The organism is Novosphingobium sp. PASSN1 (assembly GCF_002278815.1).
In genome coordinates, this window is the sequence record NZ_NKIS01000024.1 from 1 (window position 1) to 16978 (window position 16978).

Sequence of the window (16978 nt, forward strand, 5' to 3'; positions counted from 1 at the left end):
AGTTCGCCCCGGCTGAGATCGCCGGCGGGCTGACGCATGCCCATGGCATCATAGAACCGCGGGTTCCCGATCAAGCGCAGTTTCTGCGCCACCCGCTCGAGGAGAGTGCGGCTCTTCAGAATATCGACCTGCGTCTGCAGGAAACGTTCGGTATCGGCTGAGCTGACCACCGGATCCTGCGAGATATCATCCTGCTTGCCGAGGACCTGTGCTGACTGATCGTTGACCTGCAGCGTTGTCTCAGCAGTATAACGCGGGGTCTGGAGCATGGTCACAACCACGGCGAGGGCAAGCGAGGCGGCAATGATGATGCTGATCACCAGCAGGTTTGCGCGCAGGATCGTCAGAAACTGCCGGACATCGAAGCCAGCATCACCGTCCTGATACGCATCGTCTTCCCCGTAGGCACCTGCGGCGAGGCGCATATCCGGATCGAAGCTTTTCTCGGCCGGGGTGGAAGAGTTGGTGATCTGCTGCACAATACCGCCGAGTCTAGAAGCGAGTGAAAACGTTGAAGAGAGGAGCCGCCACAAGCACATCGCGATAGATCGACTTGGCCTGCGAGAAGCCGACCACGACGACATCGCCGCCCAGGATCTGGGGATCGGGATCCCGACCAGCACGCACGCGGGACAAATCGAACCGCGCTGCCATGCGCTGGCTGTTGATGGTGCGGAAGATCACCACTTCGTCCAGCTTGGCAATCCGGGTCGGGCTCTGCGCCAGCGCTATGGCGCCGAGCAAGGTGGTCTGCCCGTCGACCGGATAGGCCCCGGCCTTCGCGACCTGGCCTTCCACGGTCACCATCTGCCCGGTCTGTTCGATCACGTTGAGCGTGACGTCCGGGTTGCGTAAAAACTGCGCACCAAGACGCGCCGCAATCTGCGTCGACGCCTCGGCCGGCGTCAAGCTCGCCACCCTCACCGCGCCGATCAGCGGAACCTGAATGAAACCAGCATCATCGACCGGGAGCTTCTCGAGCGTAAGATCAGGCTCACCGAATACAGACAGTGAAACAATATCGCCCGGCGCGATCTGATACTGCTTGGGCACCACCGCTCGGTCAATTGGCGGCATGATCGCATAAGCAGCATCCCGCGTCGGCAACGCATCGTAAAGCTGCGATGAACAAGCGGCGAGGCTGGTGCTGAGGAGAAACAGGAAGAGGGCCCCGGTTTTCTGCACTTTGCGATATGCCCTTCTGCGTATTTATCTGCCGGTATCCAACGACGATGCCAGCTTCCATGAAACAGCGCAACATCCGATCACGCCGCGCAAAACCTAAGCCTTACGATGAACTTCGCTGCACTGCGGCAGGCGTAACAAGGAGTGCCACAGCGATGGCAGCCAGTGTTGCGAGTGCCATGCTGCGCAGCGGATAATCGACGATCGAATGCAAGCCGCACACGATCAGCACCCCGCAGCCGAAGATAACCTGCGCGCGGCGGGCCGGGGGTGAGCCAGCGCGGCTCGCTTCCATAAAAGCGCGGATCGCGACCGTGGCGATGATGATGATGACCAGACCCAGCAGGATGACCCCGGGCAGGCCGCCTTCCAGGATCCATTCGAGCCAATCATTGTGCGCCCGAACAGGCCTTGACGGGTCGACCACGTCCAGCCGCTCGGCCGCCTCCAGCATCGGCACGATCGTGCCGATGCCGCTGCCAATGGGCCAGACCTGATGGATGGCGAACCAGGTATCAGCCCACAGATCCCAACGCGCTTCCTTCGTCAGAAAGAATCTGGCGATGACTTTCTGCACTGACTGGAGCTGAGATATCGCCGCGCCTCCGATCACCAGCGCTCCGACGATCCCGCCAAGCCCCCACCGGGCGGTCTTCTTGTTACGCAGCATCGGCCAGAGCATGAAGCCCAGCAAGGCGAGTATCGGCAAGCCAAGCGCGATGCCTGTGCGCGAGCCAGTCATCAGCAAGCCGATGACAAGGGCCAGCAGGATGAACAGGAAGCCGACCCAAGTCAGCCCATGATGTCGGCCATCGCCCAGTCGGGTCGTCACAAGCACGCCCATGGCCAGTATCGAGATCAACAGAAAATCGGCTTCGGCGTTGTGATTGGCCTGAAAGCCAACGAGATACCCTTCGCTGAACTGGCTGTAGAGCGACCAGCTCCAGCCACCCGTGTGCGAAAGTTGCAGGACGCCGAGCACCAGAGACAAGACGGCCCCGACCGTAATCGTGACACACAGCCAGTTACGCCCCCGCAACGACAGGCGCGAAACCTGGAGCATCAGCAGAACCGGGCAAAGCATGGCGAGCAGCGAAGCGAACGTGCGCGACGGCGCCATGGTGAGCGGCATCCACGTTTGGCCTGCCTGAACGAGCGTGAGCGATTGCAGTTCGATCGTGCGGCCAGGCAATGCATGCCAGATCGAGGGAGGCAGGGGGATCAACTGCAGGACCGGGAGAACAAGGATGAGGCCTGCCAGCAGCAGCATGGCCCGGGGAATGGCCCCCAATCCCCGTTGCCACTTGCTGGATATGGTGAGCGGCAACAGAAGCAGCGCGATCAGGAACTGCAGCAGCATCTCGGTCTGGGGGTTCACCGTTCCGCCGCCGCCAAGACCAATCGCAAGTGCGACCATCACCATGCACAGCGCTGTGCCGGGAAGGGGCAGCGAACGCCCGGTTGAAGTGTCAACCGAGAGCGACGGAGACGGAGTTCGACCTGCTGACCCGCGCATGTCGCTCATCGCGGATACTGTTGGCGCGCCTGCCATCTCAGAGACCTTCTTTCCGGCGTTCAGGACAACCTTCAGGAGAGGCAGTATCCCCAACCCGCCGCGGGTGTAACTCCATCAACGGAGTTGGAGACTAGAAACCGGCCGCAGCTGGATCAAGCGCTCCATGCAGCCATCTGCGAACTTCAACGCAGGATCGCCTTGGGATACATCGCAATGCGATGCACAATAAAAAAGGCCCACAGCCTTAGACTGCGAGCCTTTTCTAAGAGTCATACGCGCAAGGAGGTCTTCAACCGCCCGAGCTGTCGAACACATCGGCGGTTCCGTTGCCACGTGCGATGAAATAGCCGCCAATACCAGCTGCAATGGCTGCAGCGATGGCAATCGGCACATTGCCAACATATGCCTTCGATTCGTCCTTGGCAGGCGCAGACGTGCGGAGGAGCTTAGCCTTGTTGACCGACACGACGCCGGGAGTAGCTGCACCAGACCGGATTGCTTCAGCGTTAGCCACAGTGCCAGAGAGGGCAATACCAAGCGCCACTGCGCAACTCAGAGCGGTTTTGATCATGTTCACAGTCTGCACTCCAATTTGATTACGTATCATTCCTTAGGAAGTTATTCCGATTCGTTCAACCAGAATATTGCGTCGCCATATCCTTCAGTGCTGCACCTGCGAACATTGAGACGCACCACTCCCCGAACAAAATCGCAACGTTACGGTGACGATCTCGCACATGCGTTCATTTGATCGCGGCAAAGGCACAGCCCATCGTCAAAACGCACGATCATGAACCAATACGGTAAACGTGGCAAAAATGATGCGAATGTCGCGAATGGCTGTCCACCCGTCGAGATATTCCAGATCCGCCTGCAGCCGATTGGTCAGGTCGGCTTCCGAATCGGTAGCGCCGCGCAGCCCGCGCACCTGGGCCAGGCCCGTCAGGCCCGGTTTGAGCGAGTGCCGCAGGAGATAGCGCGGATCGACTTCCCAAAACCGCCTTTGGCCCGCAAGCGAACCGATCGCATGAGGACGAGGCCCGACAATGCTCATGTCGCCGCGCAGTACGTTGAGGAGCTGCGGAAGTTCATCGATGCTTGTCCGGCGGATGAAGCTGCCGATCCGGGTAATCCGGTCATCGTCCCGGCTCGCCGAACGCGCGCCCGCAGCATCAAGCTTCTCGACGCGCATCGAGCGGAACTTGTAGATCCAGAACAAGCGATTGTTGCGCCCCTGGCGTTGCTGGCGGAAGAACACCGGACCGCGATCTTCGAGCCAGATCATCGCCGCAACGGCGATGAGCAAGGGCGCAAGCGCGAGGATCGCGCTTCCCGCAATGGCCAAATCCATCGCGCGTTTGATCGCCCGTGCCCTGAGGCCGAGCGGACCGACCGACACAACCAGCGAGCCGAAGCCATTGCCACGGCGCGCGCCAAGCACGCCCATTTCCTGGACTTCCGGATCGATGATCTCGCCGGAGATATTCGATCCCTTGAACACCATCGCCCAGTCCTTGCGCCGTTCGGGCGGGCAGCTGACAATGACCCGGTCCATGTTGGTCATGAACATGCCAAGTCGGTCCAGCATGTGCGGATCGCTGCGATCAGGGGACAGCCGGTGTTCGCGCGTATCAATGTGCCACGCGTGCGGAACCCGCACAGGCGTACCGCCATCATCGATCACCAGCACATTCTGAGCGGTTGGGCCGCAACGCGAACGAATCAGCGGCTGGATGACAGCCCGCACCCACACCAGCCCGATAGCAATCATGATGAAGCCGACACCGGTCGAAACCCGCGAAAGTTGCTCGCTCGACTTCGAGAAGAATACGACGAAGAGGGTGAGCGCGAGAGCGATCAGGATAGCCATCACGGCACGCCCCTGACCGAACCGCAGCGATGTAAGGGACTGGGTGGAATAGGCCCTGCAGAACAGCGCGCCACTCCAGTAGAGCGGCAGAAAGAGATTGATCTGCTGCAAGGTCTGCGAATCATCGGCCCGGCCGATGTAGAGCAGGCTCGCCAACAACAGCGAACCTGCGATGACCATGCCGTCGAGGATCATCAGCAGGAGATAGGCCTGCAAGCGCCGGCGTTCGAGAGACGGCGCGAGTGGCAGTTTGAGCTGGCGGCGCGCCGACGGCGAATCACCCCCGCCCTGCCGATTGAGGGCAGCAGATGTATCTCTGTCTCGCTCAAGGGTGGTCATGCGCGTAGCAACCTGTTCTTTCGCAAAAACAATGCGTTCCAGTTGTGCGACCCGGATTACGAACAGTCTTTTTGGCGGGATTCTTCCATATCGGTGAGAATGCTGCGGTGCAATACGTACTAGATTGACGCGCAAATACAAGCGCATCTGGCGCGCTGGCGCAAAGCCTCATCCTGTTGCCGGATGCACTGTGGTGAGATTAGCGGGCGGCGGCCCGAGTTAACTGCGCAAGCTCCTGAGAAATCAATATTTCACTGTTGCGGTTATCCGCCAGAAGGCTGCGGTGAAGCGCAATCAAACGCTCGATCAGGCGGCCAAGCTTGCGTCCGCGCCAGCGTTTGAGCTGATGCGCGATGTCTGCCTTGTCTCGAAAGAAGACACGGCGCGCCGCTGTTTCCTGCTCGATGAACGCGTTGATGTCACTGCGCCCACGCAAGCGCCCGGCCAGCTGGGCCAGTTGCGCCGCACGGCGTTCGATCGCGAGCAGGAGCCCCACGGGATTGAGCTCAAGTTCGTGCATCCGGGCCAGTTCGGCGGCGAGGCGCGCGGTGTCACCGCCAAGCACGCAGTTCACCAGCGGCATGAAGCTGTCATCTTCGCTGACCGCGCCGATGGCATCGAGTGCGGCAGCATCGACCGTGCGGGGAGACTGCGGGCTGGCATCGAGAAACAGCGCGAGTTTCTCGATCTCGCTGCGGGCCATGCGCGTATCGAGCGCGGCGGCACGCGCGATGCGTTCGGCCATCTCGTCGGTCATGCGCAGGCCTGCAGGGCCAGCCATGTCCCGAACGGCGAGCGTTACCGTGCTCATGTCGGGCGGATGAAACATGGTGACCAGTGCATCGCCCCGGTCTGCCAGAAGCTTGGCGGTGCGCGATTTGTCGGTTGCGGAGGTGGCAATGATGATCACCGGCCAGCCCTTCACCGGGCTGGCAAGCAGCGTTTCCAACGCGTCATGCGCCTCGTCTCCGGCGCAGCGGACGAAAATCTGGCGCTTGTCTCCAAACAACGAGACCGAGCGGGCTTCGTCGGCCAGCCGCACCGGATCGCGGCGCAAGTCTGCACCTGCCAGCTCGACGCGCTCGTACTCGCCCTGCTGGCCGGCGATAAGCGCCGCGAGCCGGCCCGCAGCGTCGGTCGCTCCGGCTTCGTCCGGGCCGCAGAAGTAGAACACGCTGGCCTCGGCAGCTGCCCGCGCCATCTGCCCGGCAAAGTTCTTCTGGGTGGCCTTCATGTGGCCGTGGACGGAACGGGCAATCCGGCCACCGGAATCAACCCGCCTTGCGCAGCTTGGTCGCCACGAGCGTCACGATCTGATCGGCGACTTCATGGCTGAGGTTCTCGAGCGCGGTCTGCTCGGCCGCGATCACGGCATATTCGCTCGAAACGATATCGATGCCTGCATCCGATCCAGCCGTCGCGTCCAGCACGATCTCGCCGGAGGAGAGATCAACGAGCTGATACCGCGCGCGCAAGGTGCGCCGCTCGCGGGTCACTGCGTCGTTCGACAGGAGGCCGAGGCCCTGGAGCTGTTCATCGAGCCGCACGTCGAGCCGGTAGCGCGGCGCACCGTCGGCACCCGCCCCCAGCTTGTCGACCAGCGCGGCGCGCACCAGCCAGCCGGCCTTGCCCTCGATCGCAGAGACGTCCACCCCGGCGAGCGAGCGCGCCACCGCACCTTGGCCGCCGCCCGCGTACATCGGCGAAAGGCCGCAGCCGGCAAGCGTCAGCGGCACCAGCGCGAGGAACAGGGCTTTAGGCGACAAGGTTCACCAGTCGGTCGGGCACCACGATCACCTTCTTCACTGCCGCACCATCCAGCGCACGCTGCACTTTGTCGGAAGCAAGGGCAAGCCGCTCCAGTTCCTCACGCGCGGTGCCCTTCGCGACGGTCAGCGTATCGCGCAGCTTGCCCTTGACCTGCACGGCCACGGTCACTTCGTCGTCGACGAGCAGGGCAGGGTCGACTTCGGGCCAAGTGGCTTCGGCGACGAGGCCTTCGCCAGCAGCCGCAAACGCTTCTTCGGCCAGGTGCGGCATCATCGGCGCGACAAGCAACAGCAGCGCACGGATCGCCGCCGTGCGATCAGCCGAAGGTGCCGCCTTTTCGGTCGCTGCGGTCAGTTCGTAGATCCGCGCCACGGCCTTGTTGAAGCCCAGCGCCTCGATATCCTGCGCAACGGCGTGAACCGTCTGATGCGTCTTGCGCCGCAGGGCCATGTTTTCGCCGGTTGCCGCCGCATCTGCCGCCCCGAACAAGCGCCACAGCCGCTGGACAAAGCGCCAGCAACCTTCGATCCCGGCTTCGGACCAAGGCAGATCGCGCTCGGGCGGGCTGTCAGAAAGCATGAACCAGCGGATCGCGTCGGCCCCGTATTTCGCCACGATCTCGTCCGGATCGACCACGTTCTTCTTGGACTTCGACATCTTGATGACGCGGCCGACTTGGATCGGGTGATCTGTACCTTTGAAAACTGCTTTGTCGCCGCGTTTTTCGACCATGCTAGGTGGCACGTAGAATGAAAAATCACCTTCTTGAACTGGCTTTACATCAACATGTTCACCGGTCCCAACTAGTACTGCCTGTCCATCAGTAAATTCAATTGATTCAGGGGGGTAAATGGTCCGTCCGCCATTTGTGGAAAAGGACACGAGCGAATGGTATGTCTCGTGCGTCACCATGCCCTGCGTGAACAGGCTGGCGAAGGGCTCCTGCACATCCACCTTGCCGATCCGCGCCAACGCACGGGTCCAGAAACGGGCGTAGAGCAAGTGGAGGATCGCGTGTTCGATGCCGCCGATATACTGCTCCACCGGCAGCCACTTGCGGATGCCATCGGCGTCGAACGGCGCGTCGGCGGGCTGGCTGGCGAAGCGCAGGAAGTACCACGACGAATCGACGAACGTATCGAGCGTATCGGTTTCGCGCCGCGCCGCGTGGCCGCACTGCGGGCAGTCCACGTGCTTCCAGGTCGGGTGGCGGTCGAGCGGGTTGCCCGGCACGTCGAAGGTCACGTCCTCCGGCAGCACGACCGGCAGCTGCTTCTTGGGCACCGGCACCACGCCGCAGACTTCGCAGTGGATGAACGGGATCGGCGTGCCCCAGTAGCGCTGGCGCGATACGCCCCAATCGCGCAAGCGCCACACGGTCTTGCCTTCGCCCCAGCCTTCGGCCTCGGCGCGGGTGATCACGGCGGCCTTGGCGGCGGTCACTTCCATGCCATCGAGGAAGTGGGAATTCACCAGTTTGCCAGGGCCGGTATACGCCTCATTGCCCTCGAACACCGGATCGGTCTTGTCGCCATCGGTCACCACGCGGGTGACCGGCAGGCCATACTTGCGGGCGAAATCGATATCGCGCTGGTCATGCGCCGGGCATCCGAACACTGCGCCCGTGCCATAGTCCATCAGCACGAAATTTGCGATGTAGACCGGGAGCTGCCAGCTTTCGTCGAGCGGGTGTACTACTTTGAAGCCGGTATCGAAGCCCAGTTTTTCGGCGGTTTCGAGTTCGGCGGCAGTGGTTCCGCCCTGCTTGCACAGCGCAATGAAGGCCGCGGCTTCGGGCGAATCCTTGGCCAGCGCCTGCGCAATCGGGTGATCGGCAGCGATGGCCACGAAGCTTGCGCCGAACAACGTATCGGGCCGGGTGGAATAGACTGCGATATCGTCGGCCAGCGGCGCGAGCGCCTTGAAGCGGAACTGCAGCCCCTGGCTCTTGCCGATCCAGTTTTCCTGCATCGTGCGGACCTTTTCAGGCCACTTGTCGAGGGTCGAGAGACCTTCGAGCAGTTCATCCGCGAAGTCGGTGATCTTGAGGAACCACTGGTTGAGCTTGCGCTTTTCGACCAGCGCGCCCGAGCGCCAGCCGCGCCCGTCAATCACCTGTTCGTTGGCGAGCACGGTCATGTCGACCGGGTCCCAGTTGACCGTCGATTCGCGGCGATAGACGAGGCCGGCGGCGTAGAGATCGAGGAACAACGCCTGTTCGTGGCCGTAATAGTCCGGCTCGCAGGTCGCCAGTTCGCGGCTCCAATCGAGCGCGAAGCCGAGGCGCTTCAATTGCGCCTTCATGTTGGCGATATTGGCGCGGGTCCAGCCGCCGGGGTGAACGCCCTTTTCCATCGCGGCGTTTTCGGCGGGCATGCCGAACGCGTCCCAGCCCATCGGGTGCAGCACTTCAAAGCCGCGCATCCGCTTGTAGCGGGCCAGCACGTCGCCCATCGTGTAGTTGCGCACATGGCCGATGTGGATGCGCCCCGAAGGATAGGGAAACATCTCCAGCACGAAGCTGCGCGGCTTGGACGAGGCATCGTCGGCGCGGAACGATTGGCGTTCGTCCCACACGTGCTGCCAGCGCGTGTCAGCCGTTGCGGGATCGAAGCGGTTCGGTTCGGGGCGAATGGAGTCTGGGCGCTCGGAAGTCATGCCGCTCCTCTAGGGAGCAGCACCAAGCCGTGCAACCGTTCGCAGGCGTTCAATCAGTGGTAAGCAATCAACCGCGCACGGTCTGGCGGCGCAGATCGCGCGCCTTGGTCAGGATGATGTCCTCCAGCTTCTGCACCGTGGCAGCCTGCACCGGGGCATCGACCCAGTTGCCGCCTTGGTTGGTCTGGCGGCTGGCTGCGATGCGCAGGGCATCGGCGCGCAAGTCCTGATCGAGGATCGAAACCGTCAGCTTCATCCGCTCACCCGGATTGCGCGGATTGGCGTACCAGTCGGTCACCACCACGCCGCCGTTGCTGTCCGTCTGCAGCAGCGGCATGAACGAGAGCGTTTCCAGCGTCGCGCGCCACAGGTAGGCGTTCACGCCGATCGTCGTCACCTTGCTGGCGGCAAGATCGAGCTTGGGGCGCGGTTTCTGGCTGCAACCTGAGACCATCCCGGTTGCGGCGATGACAAGGAGGCCGGTTGCGATACCCCGGGCGAACGTGGTGGAGATGCTGGGGCGTGTGGTCACTTGCGTCCTGTCCATGAAATCCGCGCCGATCGGGCGCCATGCCGGACGCGCTCTATCACCCCGGCGCCGCGCGCCGCAAGGGCAATAGAATGTTGTGGATCGCCCTGCCATGCGGCCGCGGATGGATCGTGTCACGGCCGAGGCCAACCGAGTGCCTGTGGGCTGCGTGCAACAGGTTTGGCGATTCAAAGGCTGAAATGGTCAGAAAATCGTTGTGCTACTGGAAATTATCTACGGGGCACCGTATGTCCTGCTTACAGAGTCGAGAGGTCGGATTCGTAAGGGGGCAAACCCCACGCGCTCCGGCAAACAGAAAGTTCGGGCTGACCATGAGCGGCAAGGGTGTCAAGGGAGCAAAATCGCGCGGATCCGTCCGTGCGCGCGTGCTGCCTTTGCTCGGCTGCGCCCTGCTCGGCATGGTTGCTGCACCGGCGCTTGGCAGCGCGCTGACGGGCGGCTTCGCTTCGTCACCGGTCAGCCTCTCGGCGCGTGGTGGCATTGGCTCGTTCACGCCTGCTTCGGTCGATCTCAAGCTGGTGTCCCAGATCGCGGCGCAGATTGGTGAACGGACCGCCAGCCATGGCCGCCTGTTCCGCTTTACCCCTGCAGGGATGGACAACCGTCCTGATCGCGCGGTCACCGTTGCCGTCCGGGTCAACGATATCGGTGCGCAGGATCTCGTCGTGCGGTCGGCTCTGCCGGCTGGTGCCACGGCACCCGGCGCTGCGCCGGTTCGCATTGCGCCGATGGTCTACAACCTCGGCGTTGCCCGCGGGTATCAAAGCTTTGCAGCCACGCCGGGCCTCTCGCGCGATAGCGCACGGCTTGATATCCAGCGGCTGGAAATGCCTGATCTGCGCGCCATCGGCCGCAAGGAAAGCTTTGCTTCGGCTGGCAGTGTGCCGGCGCGCCTTGCTCCGCGCATCGAACTCGATGCGCGTGAGCGGATGGGCCGTGCCCCGCGCACGTTCGAAGGCCAGGGCGATTATCAGGTCGATCTGGGCGGCAGCTATCGCCTCACCCGCAACCTCGATGTGACTGCGGGCATTCGCTATTCGCCCGAGCGTGACCGGCTCCGCCCTCTGACGGACGGCAAGAAGGACAGCCAGGCGGTTTACGTCGGCACCCAGTTCCGGTTCTGATTTCTCTTTACTGAAAGCTATTGTCGCGCAGTCGTATGACTGCTGCCTAAGCGCTTGTCCGCCAGCAGGCTTGCGATTACCGTCTCTCCTGGTTTTGTGAGGGAGAAGACGATGACGCGTGTTGCAGTGGTGACCGGGGGCACCCGGGGTATCGGTGAAGCCATCTCCCTTGCACTTCAGGCCCAGGGCCGCACGGTTGTGGCGAATTACGCGGGCAACGATGAAAAGGCCCGTGCCTTTACCGAGCGTACCGGCATCAAGGCATACCGTTTCGATGTAGGCGATCATGGCTCGACCATCGAAATGTGCGCGCGGATCGAGGCCGAAGTCGGCCCCATCGATATCGTCGTGAACAACGCAGGCATCACGCGCGACGGCGTGCTCCACAAGATGAGCTTCGACGACTGGAACGAGGTGATGCGCATCAACCTCGGCGGCTGCTTCAACATGGCGAAGGCCACGTTCCCCGGTATGCGTGAGCGCGGCTGGGGCCGGATCGTCAATATCGGCTCGATCAACGGGCAGGCAGGGCAATACGGCCAGGTCAACTATGCAGCGGCCAAATCCGGCATCCACGGCTTCACCAAGGCGCTGGCGCAGGAAGGCGCCAAGTACGGCGTGACCGTGAACGCCATCGCGCCGGGCTATATCGATACCGACATGGTTGCCGCCGTGCCCGCGCCGGTGCTGGAAAAGATCGTCGCCAAGATCCCGGTCGGCCGGCTGGGCCAGGCGGACGAGATTGCGCGCGGCGTCGCGTTCCTCACGTCCGAGGACGGCGCGTTCGTGACCGGCTCGACCATGAGCATCAACGGCGGCCAGCACATGTATTGAAGGCGTGGCGGCCCCGTTTATGATTGGGCGGGGCCGCGCTCCAACATGGCCGATGGTAGAGCCGGAACTTTCGAGCCGAAATGCTCCGAAACAGTCGGACAGTTTCGGTAGCGTAGCCGCCGATCATCGGCTTGATCTATGGGCGCGCGCCCTTGCCCGCCACCCCCAATAATTCGTATCCTTCCGCGATGCCCACACCTTATCACCCGCCCGTAAAGCGCTCGGTCGAGATTGCCGGTCACAAGACCTCGATCAGTCTCGAACCGCTGTTCTGGGATTGGCTGCGGCGAATCGCCGAGGCAGACGGCATTCCGATCAACGCGCTGGTCGCCCGCATCGATGCAGAGCGCATCCGCGCGGAAACGCCGCCCGGCCTAGCGGGCGCAATCCGGCTATGGCTGGCAGCGCAGGCGCTGGAGGCGGCGTTTCCGGAAAGAGCGGAGCAGGCGTGAACGCTCTACAACGCCAACATGCCACACATCGAAAATGTGGTGAGCCCTGCTGGGTTCGAACCAGCGACCTACTGATTAAAAGGTCTCGCACACACTATATATTTCAATGTGTTACAAGCTAGTTTAGACTACCTGTTTACACTTTTTGCAACCGAGCCTATATTTCCATCAAGGATCGATAAAAGCCATTGGATTCATATGGTTGCAAAAAGCAGGAATGCCCTTTCGGAGGAGATCATACTGATCTCTCGTGGCATCGCAATCTACAAGGTTGGAGCCAGTCCCTACTGGCAATGCCGTGTGCGGGACACACGGACGAAGAAGTATGTAGTGCGTTCGACCAAGGAGACGTCCCGCATCAAGGCTAGGCTGGCTGCGGAGGAGATTGCCGCTGACCTCCGAGGCAGTGTCAAACGGGTCGAACGTGAATTCACGTTTGAGGCCTATGGCAAACGGATGATCCAGAAGGCTGACCGCATGGTAGCCAACGGTGAACGGCACACCAACTATGCCCGTGACATACGCTACTGCCTCGAAAACGAGGCTTGGGGCCTTTATCGTCAACTCGGTGCGAAGGATGTGCGGGAAATCCGCACCCGGGATTATCAACAGGCCATGGAGAAGATCCAAGCGGATCGTCCTGATCTGTCCACCTCTACCAGAAACATTCTGACATCCACGTTCCGCAATGTCTTAAAGGTGGCACGAGATGATGGAGTGATCGATGCCGTCCCGGCCACGCCCAGAGCTAGGCAGAAGGATGCGCCTAGGTCCTACTTCCCGTTCCATCCGCTGGTGGCAAAAAAGGATGACCTCTACAAAAGGGTGATCCAGACAGCAAAAGACCTTGGCGGCAAGGGGACAGAGGTGCGAGGGTTGCCGATCACCGACGAACTCTACGATCTGGCCTTGTTCCTTACGCACTCATTCCTCAGGCCCACGGTCTCCGAGGTTTATGCGCTGAAGCATTCGGATATCACCGTTGCTGATGATCCAAAGCGGCTGCTCGTTACCGTCAGAGCGGGAAAGACGGGATACCGTGTGGCAAACTCGATGCCAGGTGCGGTCCCTGTCTACGAACGTATCCGTCGGCGCTACCCTGATGCCAAGCCCGACGACTACCTGTTCTATCCGCAATATCTCAACAGGGAGACAGCCGCGCGGAATGTGCAACGCCAGTTCCGAGTGGTTCTCGATGAAGCAGGGATCAAGGACGATCCAGCAGCAGGGATCAAGTATACGATCTACTCCCTGCGGCACACGGCCATCTGTATGCGGCTGATCCTTTCACACGGGGAGGTGAACATCTTCAACCTCGCCAAGAATGCGGGAACCTCGGTCGAGCAGATCGAACGCTTCTACGCTCGGCGGCTGCCGCTCAGCCGAGAGATGGCCATCAATCTACAAAAGTTCGGCGGTCAGAGCTAGACTGCCCAATCCAGTGGCCGTCGTATCGGGCTGAGCCGACCATGATCACATCAACCACGGAGATGTGATCATGGAACTCAAGTTTGTCGCCGCCCAAAAGCCTGAAGCCGTCGATGTGACCGTGCAGCGGCGTCAGCGTCTCGTACGGCGAATCGACCAGCAGATTGCGCTTTTGCAGACCGCCAAAGACGGGATGCTGCCCCGCACATCGTGGGTCTGGATCGATGACAAAGGGACCTACCTCGTACAGGTCAGGTACGGACGCCATCCCCTCGAGTTCAAAAAGGGAATGTCTGCCATTCAGGCCGATAGCGTTGAACATGCCCAGGCCGTGTTCGCCGAAGTGCGCAGCATGGTGCTTAGCGGTGCGTTTGACCGTGAGATCGAGGTCGCTTCGAAGGCAATTCGGGCTCGATTTGCTAAGAGCTAAGCTCACTGGTGATTGGCTGTTTCTGCGAACTCGGCCAATAATTGGGCCATCGCCCCATTGGGAAATAAGTCCAAATGCTTACTATTTTGTAAGCAAATATAAGCAAAAGCCAGTAAAAATTTGAACCTATATAACTATTAACGCGTAATATCTTGCCGTCAGTTGAATTACAATAATCTCTTTATGATAATAAATTTTTGTAGAAATTTTTGATTCAACAATCTTAATGGAGATTTATGGCTTAGGCGAGATTTATGCACGATCCATACCGCTCAAATGCTCAAATAATAAGAGATCTGAGCAATGTTTTTACTGTTGAAGGTCAAATATTATTGCTCCTATTAGACGGTGAAAAGCATGCCGGGATATTATATAAATATATAAAAGCGAGCCAGCCAACCATATCAAGAACGCTTTCAACGCTATCGTTAGCGAGGCATATAACCTCACGCTCCGACCCTAAAGATGGCCGCAGTAAATTCTACAAGATTTCTCCTGAAAAAGGGAAAATATTCTTGGAATCCATAAACAACATTCTCATCGGTGATTTATGAAAATTTTGAAAGAAATTGCTTTCAAATATGCAAGAATTTTCACTTTATGCCTGATTGGCGTTCATGAAAGGGATGGGAAATCAATAAGGCACTTGGGATCAACTTTTGTTTCTAAATGTAAATTTTGTAAGAGGAGCTTATATAAGTCACCTTTAGGCGACTGGAGGCGTGAAAAAAAGAGACATTAATTTAATCAAAAACAACAATTTTTTCATCCAAAATGGATGCATGATTTAAATCCTAAAACAATTCAAATTATGTATGAAAAATTTCCCTTAACGATTTAACAAAATAATTTTTGACTATTTCCTTCACATCGGCCGATAGAAAAATTTAGTTTGAGACTATATTAAATCCACAAGGCGGAACTTTGCCTCACTGTGACCTTCTATATACTTCTGCGTAGTCTGGAGCGAAGAATGCCCTGCCAATGACTGCACATCCCTCAGCGATCCGCCGACGGTCGAGATCTTTCTGGCGGCATTGGTGATGAAGGTACGCCGACCGCTATGGGACGAACAGCCCAGCAGTCCCAGATCGGCGTACCAGCGGCGAAACAGATTCACGACTACCTGCGCTGATGTATGATCAGACCGAGCGGTCTGAATGACGTAATCCGTGACAGAGTGGACCTGCGACTCAAATAGGATCACCAGTGCGCTGCGCAGCTGGCGGTTGAGCGGGACTACCCGACCTGATTTGCCCTTGGATGCCTTGTCGGTCAGATGGATCGCATCACCGACTTGCCCTGAAGCATCCTGCACCATCGACCAGCGCAAAGCGGCGATCTCTTTCGCGCGTAATCCGGCCTTCACCGAGAGCAGGACGATCACCTGATTGCGGAGGCCGTTGCGGAGGTTTCCAACGTGATGGTGCAGTGCATCGACCTGTTTCTGGTTCAGCACCTTCGCCTGCTTTCCGAGACCCATTTCCCCGACCTAACTGATTATTTTTGCATGGATTTCGATGATAATCTCATCAGTAAAATCCAGCCACGGATCAGGCCGTTCAGAAGGTCCATGAAAACCAAGGAGTTATCCCGACTGATTATATTTCATAGAAAATATAATCACCTAGCCCCGAACAACGATGACCGATGATTTCTGACGGATTAAATCCATTTTGGAAGGAAGAAGGTTCAAATCGGACCCTTCGTACACGGTAACCGATTGGATCGATGCCGATTGGAGAGCCTTGATCAGCTCCTGCTTCGTTCTGGGTGTTTGGACCTTGGACAGCATCACCAAACCTCCCGACCGTCGGAGAAGATTGGTTCCGGTAGGTCGAACTCCCTGTCTCCCCATGTCTGCCGAGGGGAAGGGACGGATCGGTGATAGGTCTCCATCTGAGTGTTAGAACCTTTCAGACCCAGGGATTCCTGAAACCGCATGTCCAAGTCACCAAGCTCTTTCTGGCGGTCAGCGAGTCGCTTACCCTCATGCAGGATGTAATTGGTCATCAGTTCAACGAGGACTGACGTCCTCGTTCTGCCACTGGCGTGGCAGATTGCATCAAATCGTCTTCTCGTGCCGACTGACGCATTGAAATTAATTAACTTCATATCTTCCATAAAATTCTCCTCATTTGAAATATTCTGCGTTTTTTGAGTATATCTAAGGATCAAGACGCCGCACGGTGCAGGCCTCTGATCGAATGTATGACGGATTGGGCGTGTGAAAGGGGTCTGTACCCAGCGATCTCGGTAGACGCAGGTTCGCCCAATCGATGGCATCGGCAAAGCTGGGCTTGTCCCGAAACTTTGTGATGTATTTCAGCCAACCATCGTCTGGGTCGGCTTGGCAGTCGACCTGCCAATGTCCCCACTGTGTCGAGCGCCAGTGATCGGCGATGAGCAGCGGAAAGTTCGTGACATGGTCCGGTCGCGGACAATCGATAATGGCGTGATAATGGAGTCGCGTCGATCCGCCCCCCTCAAGGACAGGAACGCAGCCTACACCCTGACCATACCGGATCGCTGACCTCCCCAGCACACTCCGGTTAAGCTTGTTGAGGAAGTGACGGAGGTTTTGCACGGCGAATGTCTCGGTCAACCAGACCCGCGTATCCATATTGCCGCAGGGAACGGTCACGCACTGGCGAAAGGGCAGCGTCACGGCAAAGGGAGCATGCCAATCTTCAAGGTAAGCGCTGTTCTCAGGCCACGGCGGTCCATGGCATGAGTTCGCCGACGCTGTTTGCTGGATGACCGTTGGCCAGTTTTCCGAGCGCCTGCGTCAGCCAGGTATGCGGATTGATGCCGCTCAGCTT

At 59.3% G+C, this 16978-nt stretch carries 19 protein-coding genes; 6 read left to right on the forward strand and 13 right to left on the reverse strand.

Annotation, left to right across the window (positions count from 1 at the left end; all coding sequences use genetic code 11):
• The 9 genes from CFE35_RS21790 to CFE35_RS21830 form a co-directional block, all read right to left on the reverse strand.
• The coding region (locus CFE35_RS21790) for a Wzz/FepE/Etk N-terminal domain-containing protein (protein WP_292933923.1) at window positions 1-479 on the reverse strand (479 nt) is incomplete at its 3' end.
• 13 nt (window positions 480-492) lie between these two features.
• Entirely contained in the window at window positions 493-1185 is a 693-nt protein-coding gene (locus CFE35_RS21795; protein ID WP_292933925.1) for a polysaccharide biosynthesis/export family protein, read from the reverse strand.
• 103 nt (window positions 1186-1288) lie between these two features.
• The gene (locus CFE35_RS21800) at window positions 1289-2608 is read right to left on the reverse strand and encodes an O-antigen ligase family protein (protein WP_292933927.1); all 1320 of its coding nucleotides are present in this window, start codon (window positions 2606-2608) and stop codon (window positions 1289-1291) included.
• 382 nt (window positions 2609-2990) lie between these two features.
• The gene (locus CFE35_RS21805) at window positions 2991-3272 is read right to left on the reverse strand and encodes a hypothetical protein (RefSeq protein ID WP_292933929.1); all 282 of its coding nucleotides are present in this window, start codon (window positions 3270-3272) and stop codon (window positions 2991-2993) included.
• Between the two features lie 204 nt (window positions 3273-3476).
• Window positions 3477-4910 carry a sugar transferase gene (locus CFE35_RS21810; RefSeq protein ID WP_366557170.1) on the reverse strand — a complete coding sequence of 478 codons (1434 nt, stop codon included), beginning with the start codon at window positions 4908-4910 and terminating at the stop codon, window positions 3477-3479.
• Between the two features lie 199 nt (window positions 4911-5109).
• Window positions 5110-6144: a DNA polymerase III subunit delta gene (gene holA, locus CFE35_RS21815; RefSeq protein ID WP_292933931.1), complete on the reverse strand. Its 1035-nt coding sequence runs from the start codon at window positions 6142-6144 to the stop codon at window positions 5110-5112.
• Window positions 6145-6181: 37 nt separating this feature from the next.
• On the reverse strand, window positions 6182-6610 hold the full coding sequence (gene lptE / locus CFE35_RS21820) for an LPS assembly lipoprotein LptE (protein WP_292933951.1): 429 nt from the start codon (window positions 6608-6610) through the stop codon (window positions 6182-6184).
• A 55-nt stretch (window positions 6611-6665) separates the two neighbouring features.
• The gene (gene leuS, locus CFE35_RS21825) at window positions 6666-9338 is read right to left on the reverse strand and encodes a leucine--tRNA ligase (RefSeq protein ID WP_292933933.1); all 2673 of its coding nucleotides are present in this window, start codon (window positions 9336-9338) and stop codon (window positions 6666-6668) included.
• A 67-nt stretch (window positions 9339-9405) separates the two neighbouring features.
• A complete protein-coding gene (locus CFE35_RS21830) occupies window positions 9406-9792 on the reverse strand; it encodes a DUF3576 domain-containing protein (RefSeq protein WP_292933953.1) in 387 nt (128 codons plus the stop codon).
• A 407-nt stretch (window positions 9793-10199) separates the two neighbouring features.
• Here CFE35_RS21830 and CFE35_RS21835 point away from each other — a divergent pair, with 407 nt between their 5' ends.
• The 6 genes from CFE35_RS21835 (at window position 10200) to CFE35_RS21860 (ending at window position 14710) form a co-directional block, all read left to right on the forward strand.
• A complete protein-coding gene (locus CFE35_RS21835; RefSeq protein ID WP_292933934.1) occupies window positions 10200-11012 on the forward strand; it encodes a hypothetical protein in 813 nt (270 codons plus the stop codon).
• Between the two features lie 111 nt (window positions 11013-11123).
• Window positions 11124-11846 carry an acetoacetyl-CoA reductase gene (gene phbB, locus CFE35_RS21840; RefSeq protein ID WP_292933936.1) on the forward strand — a complete coding sequence of 241 codons (723 nt, stop codon included), beginning with the start codon at window positions 11124-11126 and terminating at the stop codon, window positions 11844-11846.
• Window positions 11847-12034: 188 nt separating this feature from the next.
• Complete coding sequence (locus tag CFE35_RS21845) at window positions 12035-12298, forward strand: ribbon-helix-helix domain-containing protein (RefSeq protein WP_292933938.1); 264 nt, start codon at window positions 12035-12037, stop codon at window positions 12296-12298.
• Between the two features lie 330 nt (window positions 12299-12628).
• A complete protein-coding gene (locus tag CFE35_RS21850) occupies window positions 12629-13726 on the forward strand; it encodes a hypothetical protein (RefSeq protein WP_292933940.1) in 1098 nt (365 codons plus the stop codon).
• Window positions 13727-13796: 70 nt separating this feature from the next.
• Window positions 13797-14156: a hypothetical protein gene (locus CFE35_RS21855; RefSeq protein WP_292933941.1), complete on the forward strand. Its 360-nt coding sequence runs from the start codon at window positions 13797-13799 to the stop codon at window positions 14154-14156.
• A gap of 254 nt (window positions 14157-14410) precedes the next feature.
• The gene (locus CFE35_RS21860) at window positions 14411-14710 is read left to right on the forward strand and encodes a helix-turn-helix domain-containing protein (protein ID WP_292933943.1); all 300 of its coding nucleotides are present in this window, start codon (window positions 14411-14413) and stop codon (window positions 14708-14710) included.
• Between the two features lie 344 nt (window positions 14711-15054).
• On the opposite strand, the gene CFE35_RS21865 is transcribed toward CFE35_RS21860, so the two are convergent.
• From CFE35_RS21865 to CFE35_RS21880, 4 genes are all read right to left on the reverse strand, one after another.
• Entirely contained in the window at window positions 15055-15639 is a 585-nt protein-coding gene (locus CFE35_RS21865; protein WP_292933945.1) for a site-specific integrase, read from the reverse strand.
• A gap of 311 nt (window positions 15640-15950) precedes the next feature.
• Window positions 15951-16280, reverse strand: a complete 330-nt coding sequence (locus CFE35_RS21870; RefSeq protein ID WP_292933947.1) for a hypothetical protein — start codon at window positions 16278-16280, stop codon at window positions 15951-15953.
• Window positions 16281-16323: 43 nt separating this feature from the next.
• A complete protein-coding gene (locus CFE35_RS21875) occupies window positions 16324-16824 on the reverse strand; it encodes a hypothetical protein (RefSeq protein WP_292933949.1) in 501 nt (166 codons plus the stop codon).
• A 40-nt stretch (window positions 16825-16864) separates the two neighbouring features.
• Window positions 16865-16975 carry a transposase domain-containing protein gene (locus CFE35_RS21880; RefSeq protein WP_366557137.1) on the reverse strand — a complete coding sequence of 37 codons (111 nt, stop codon included), beginning with the start codon at window positions 16973-16975 and terminating at the stop codon, window positions 16865-16867.
• Window positions 16976-16978 lie beyond the last annotated feature (3 nt).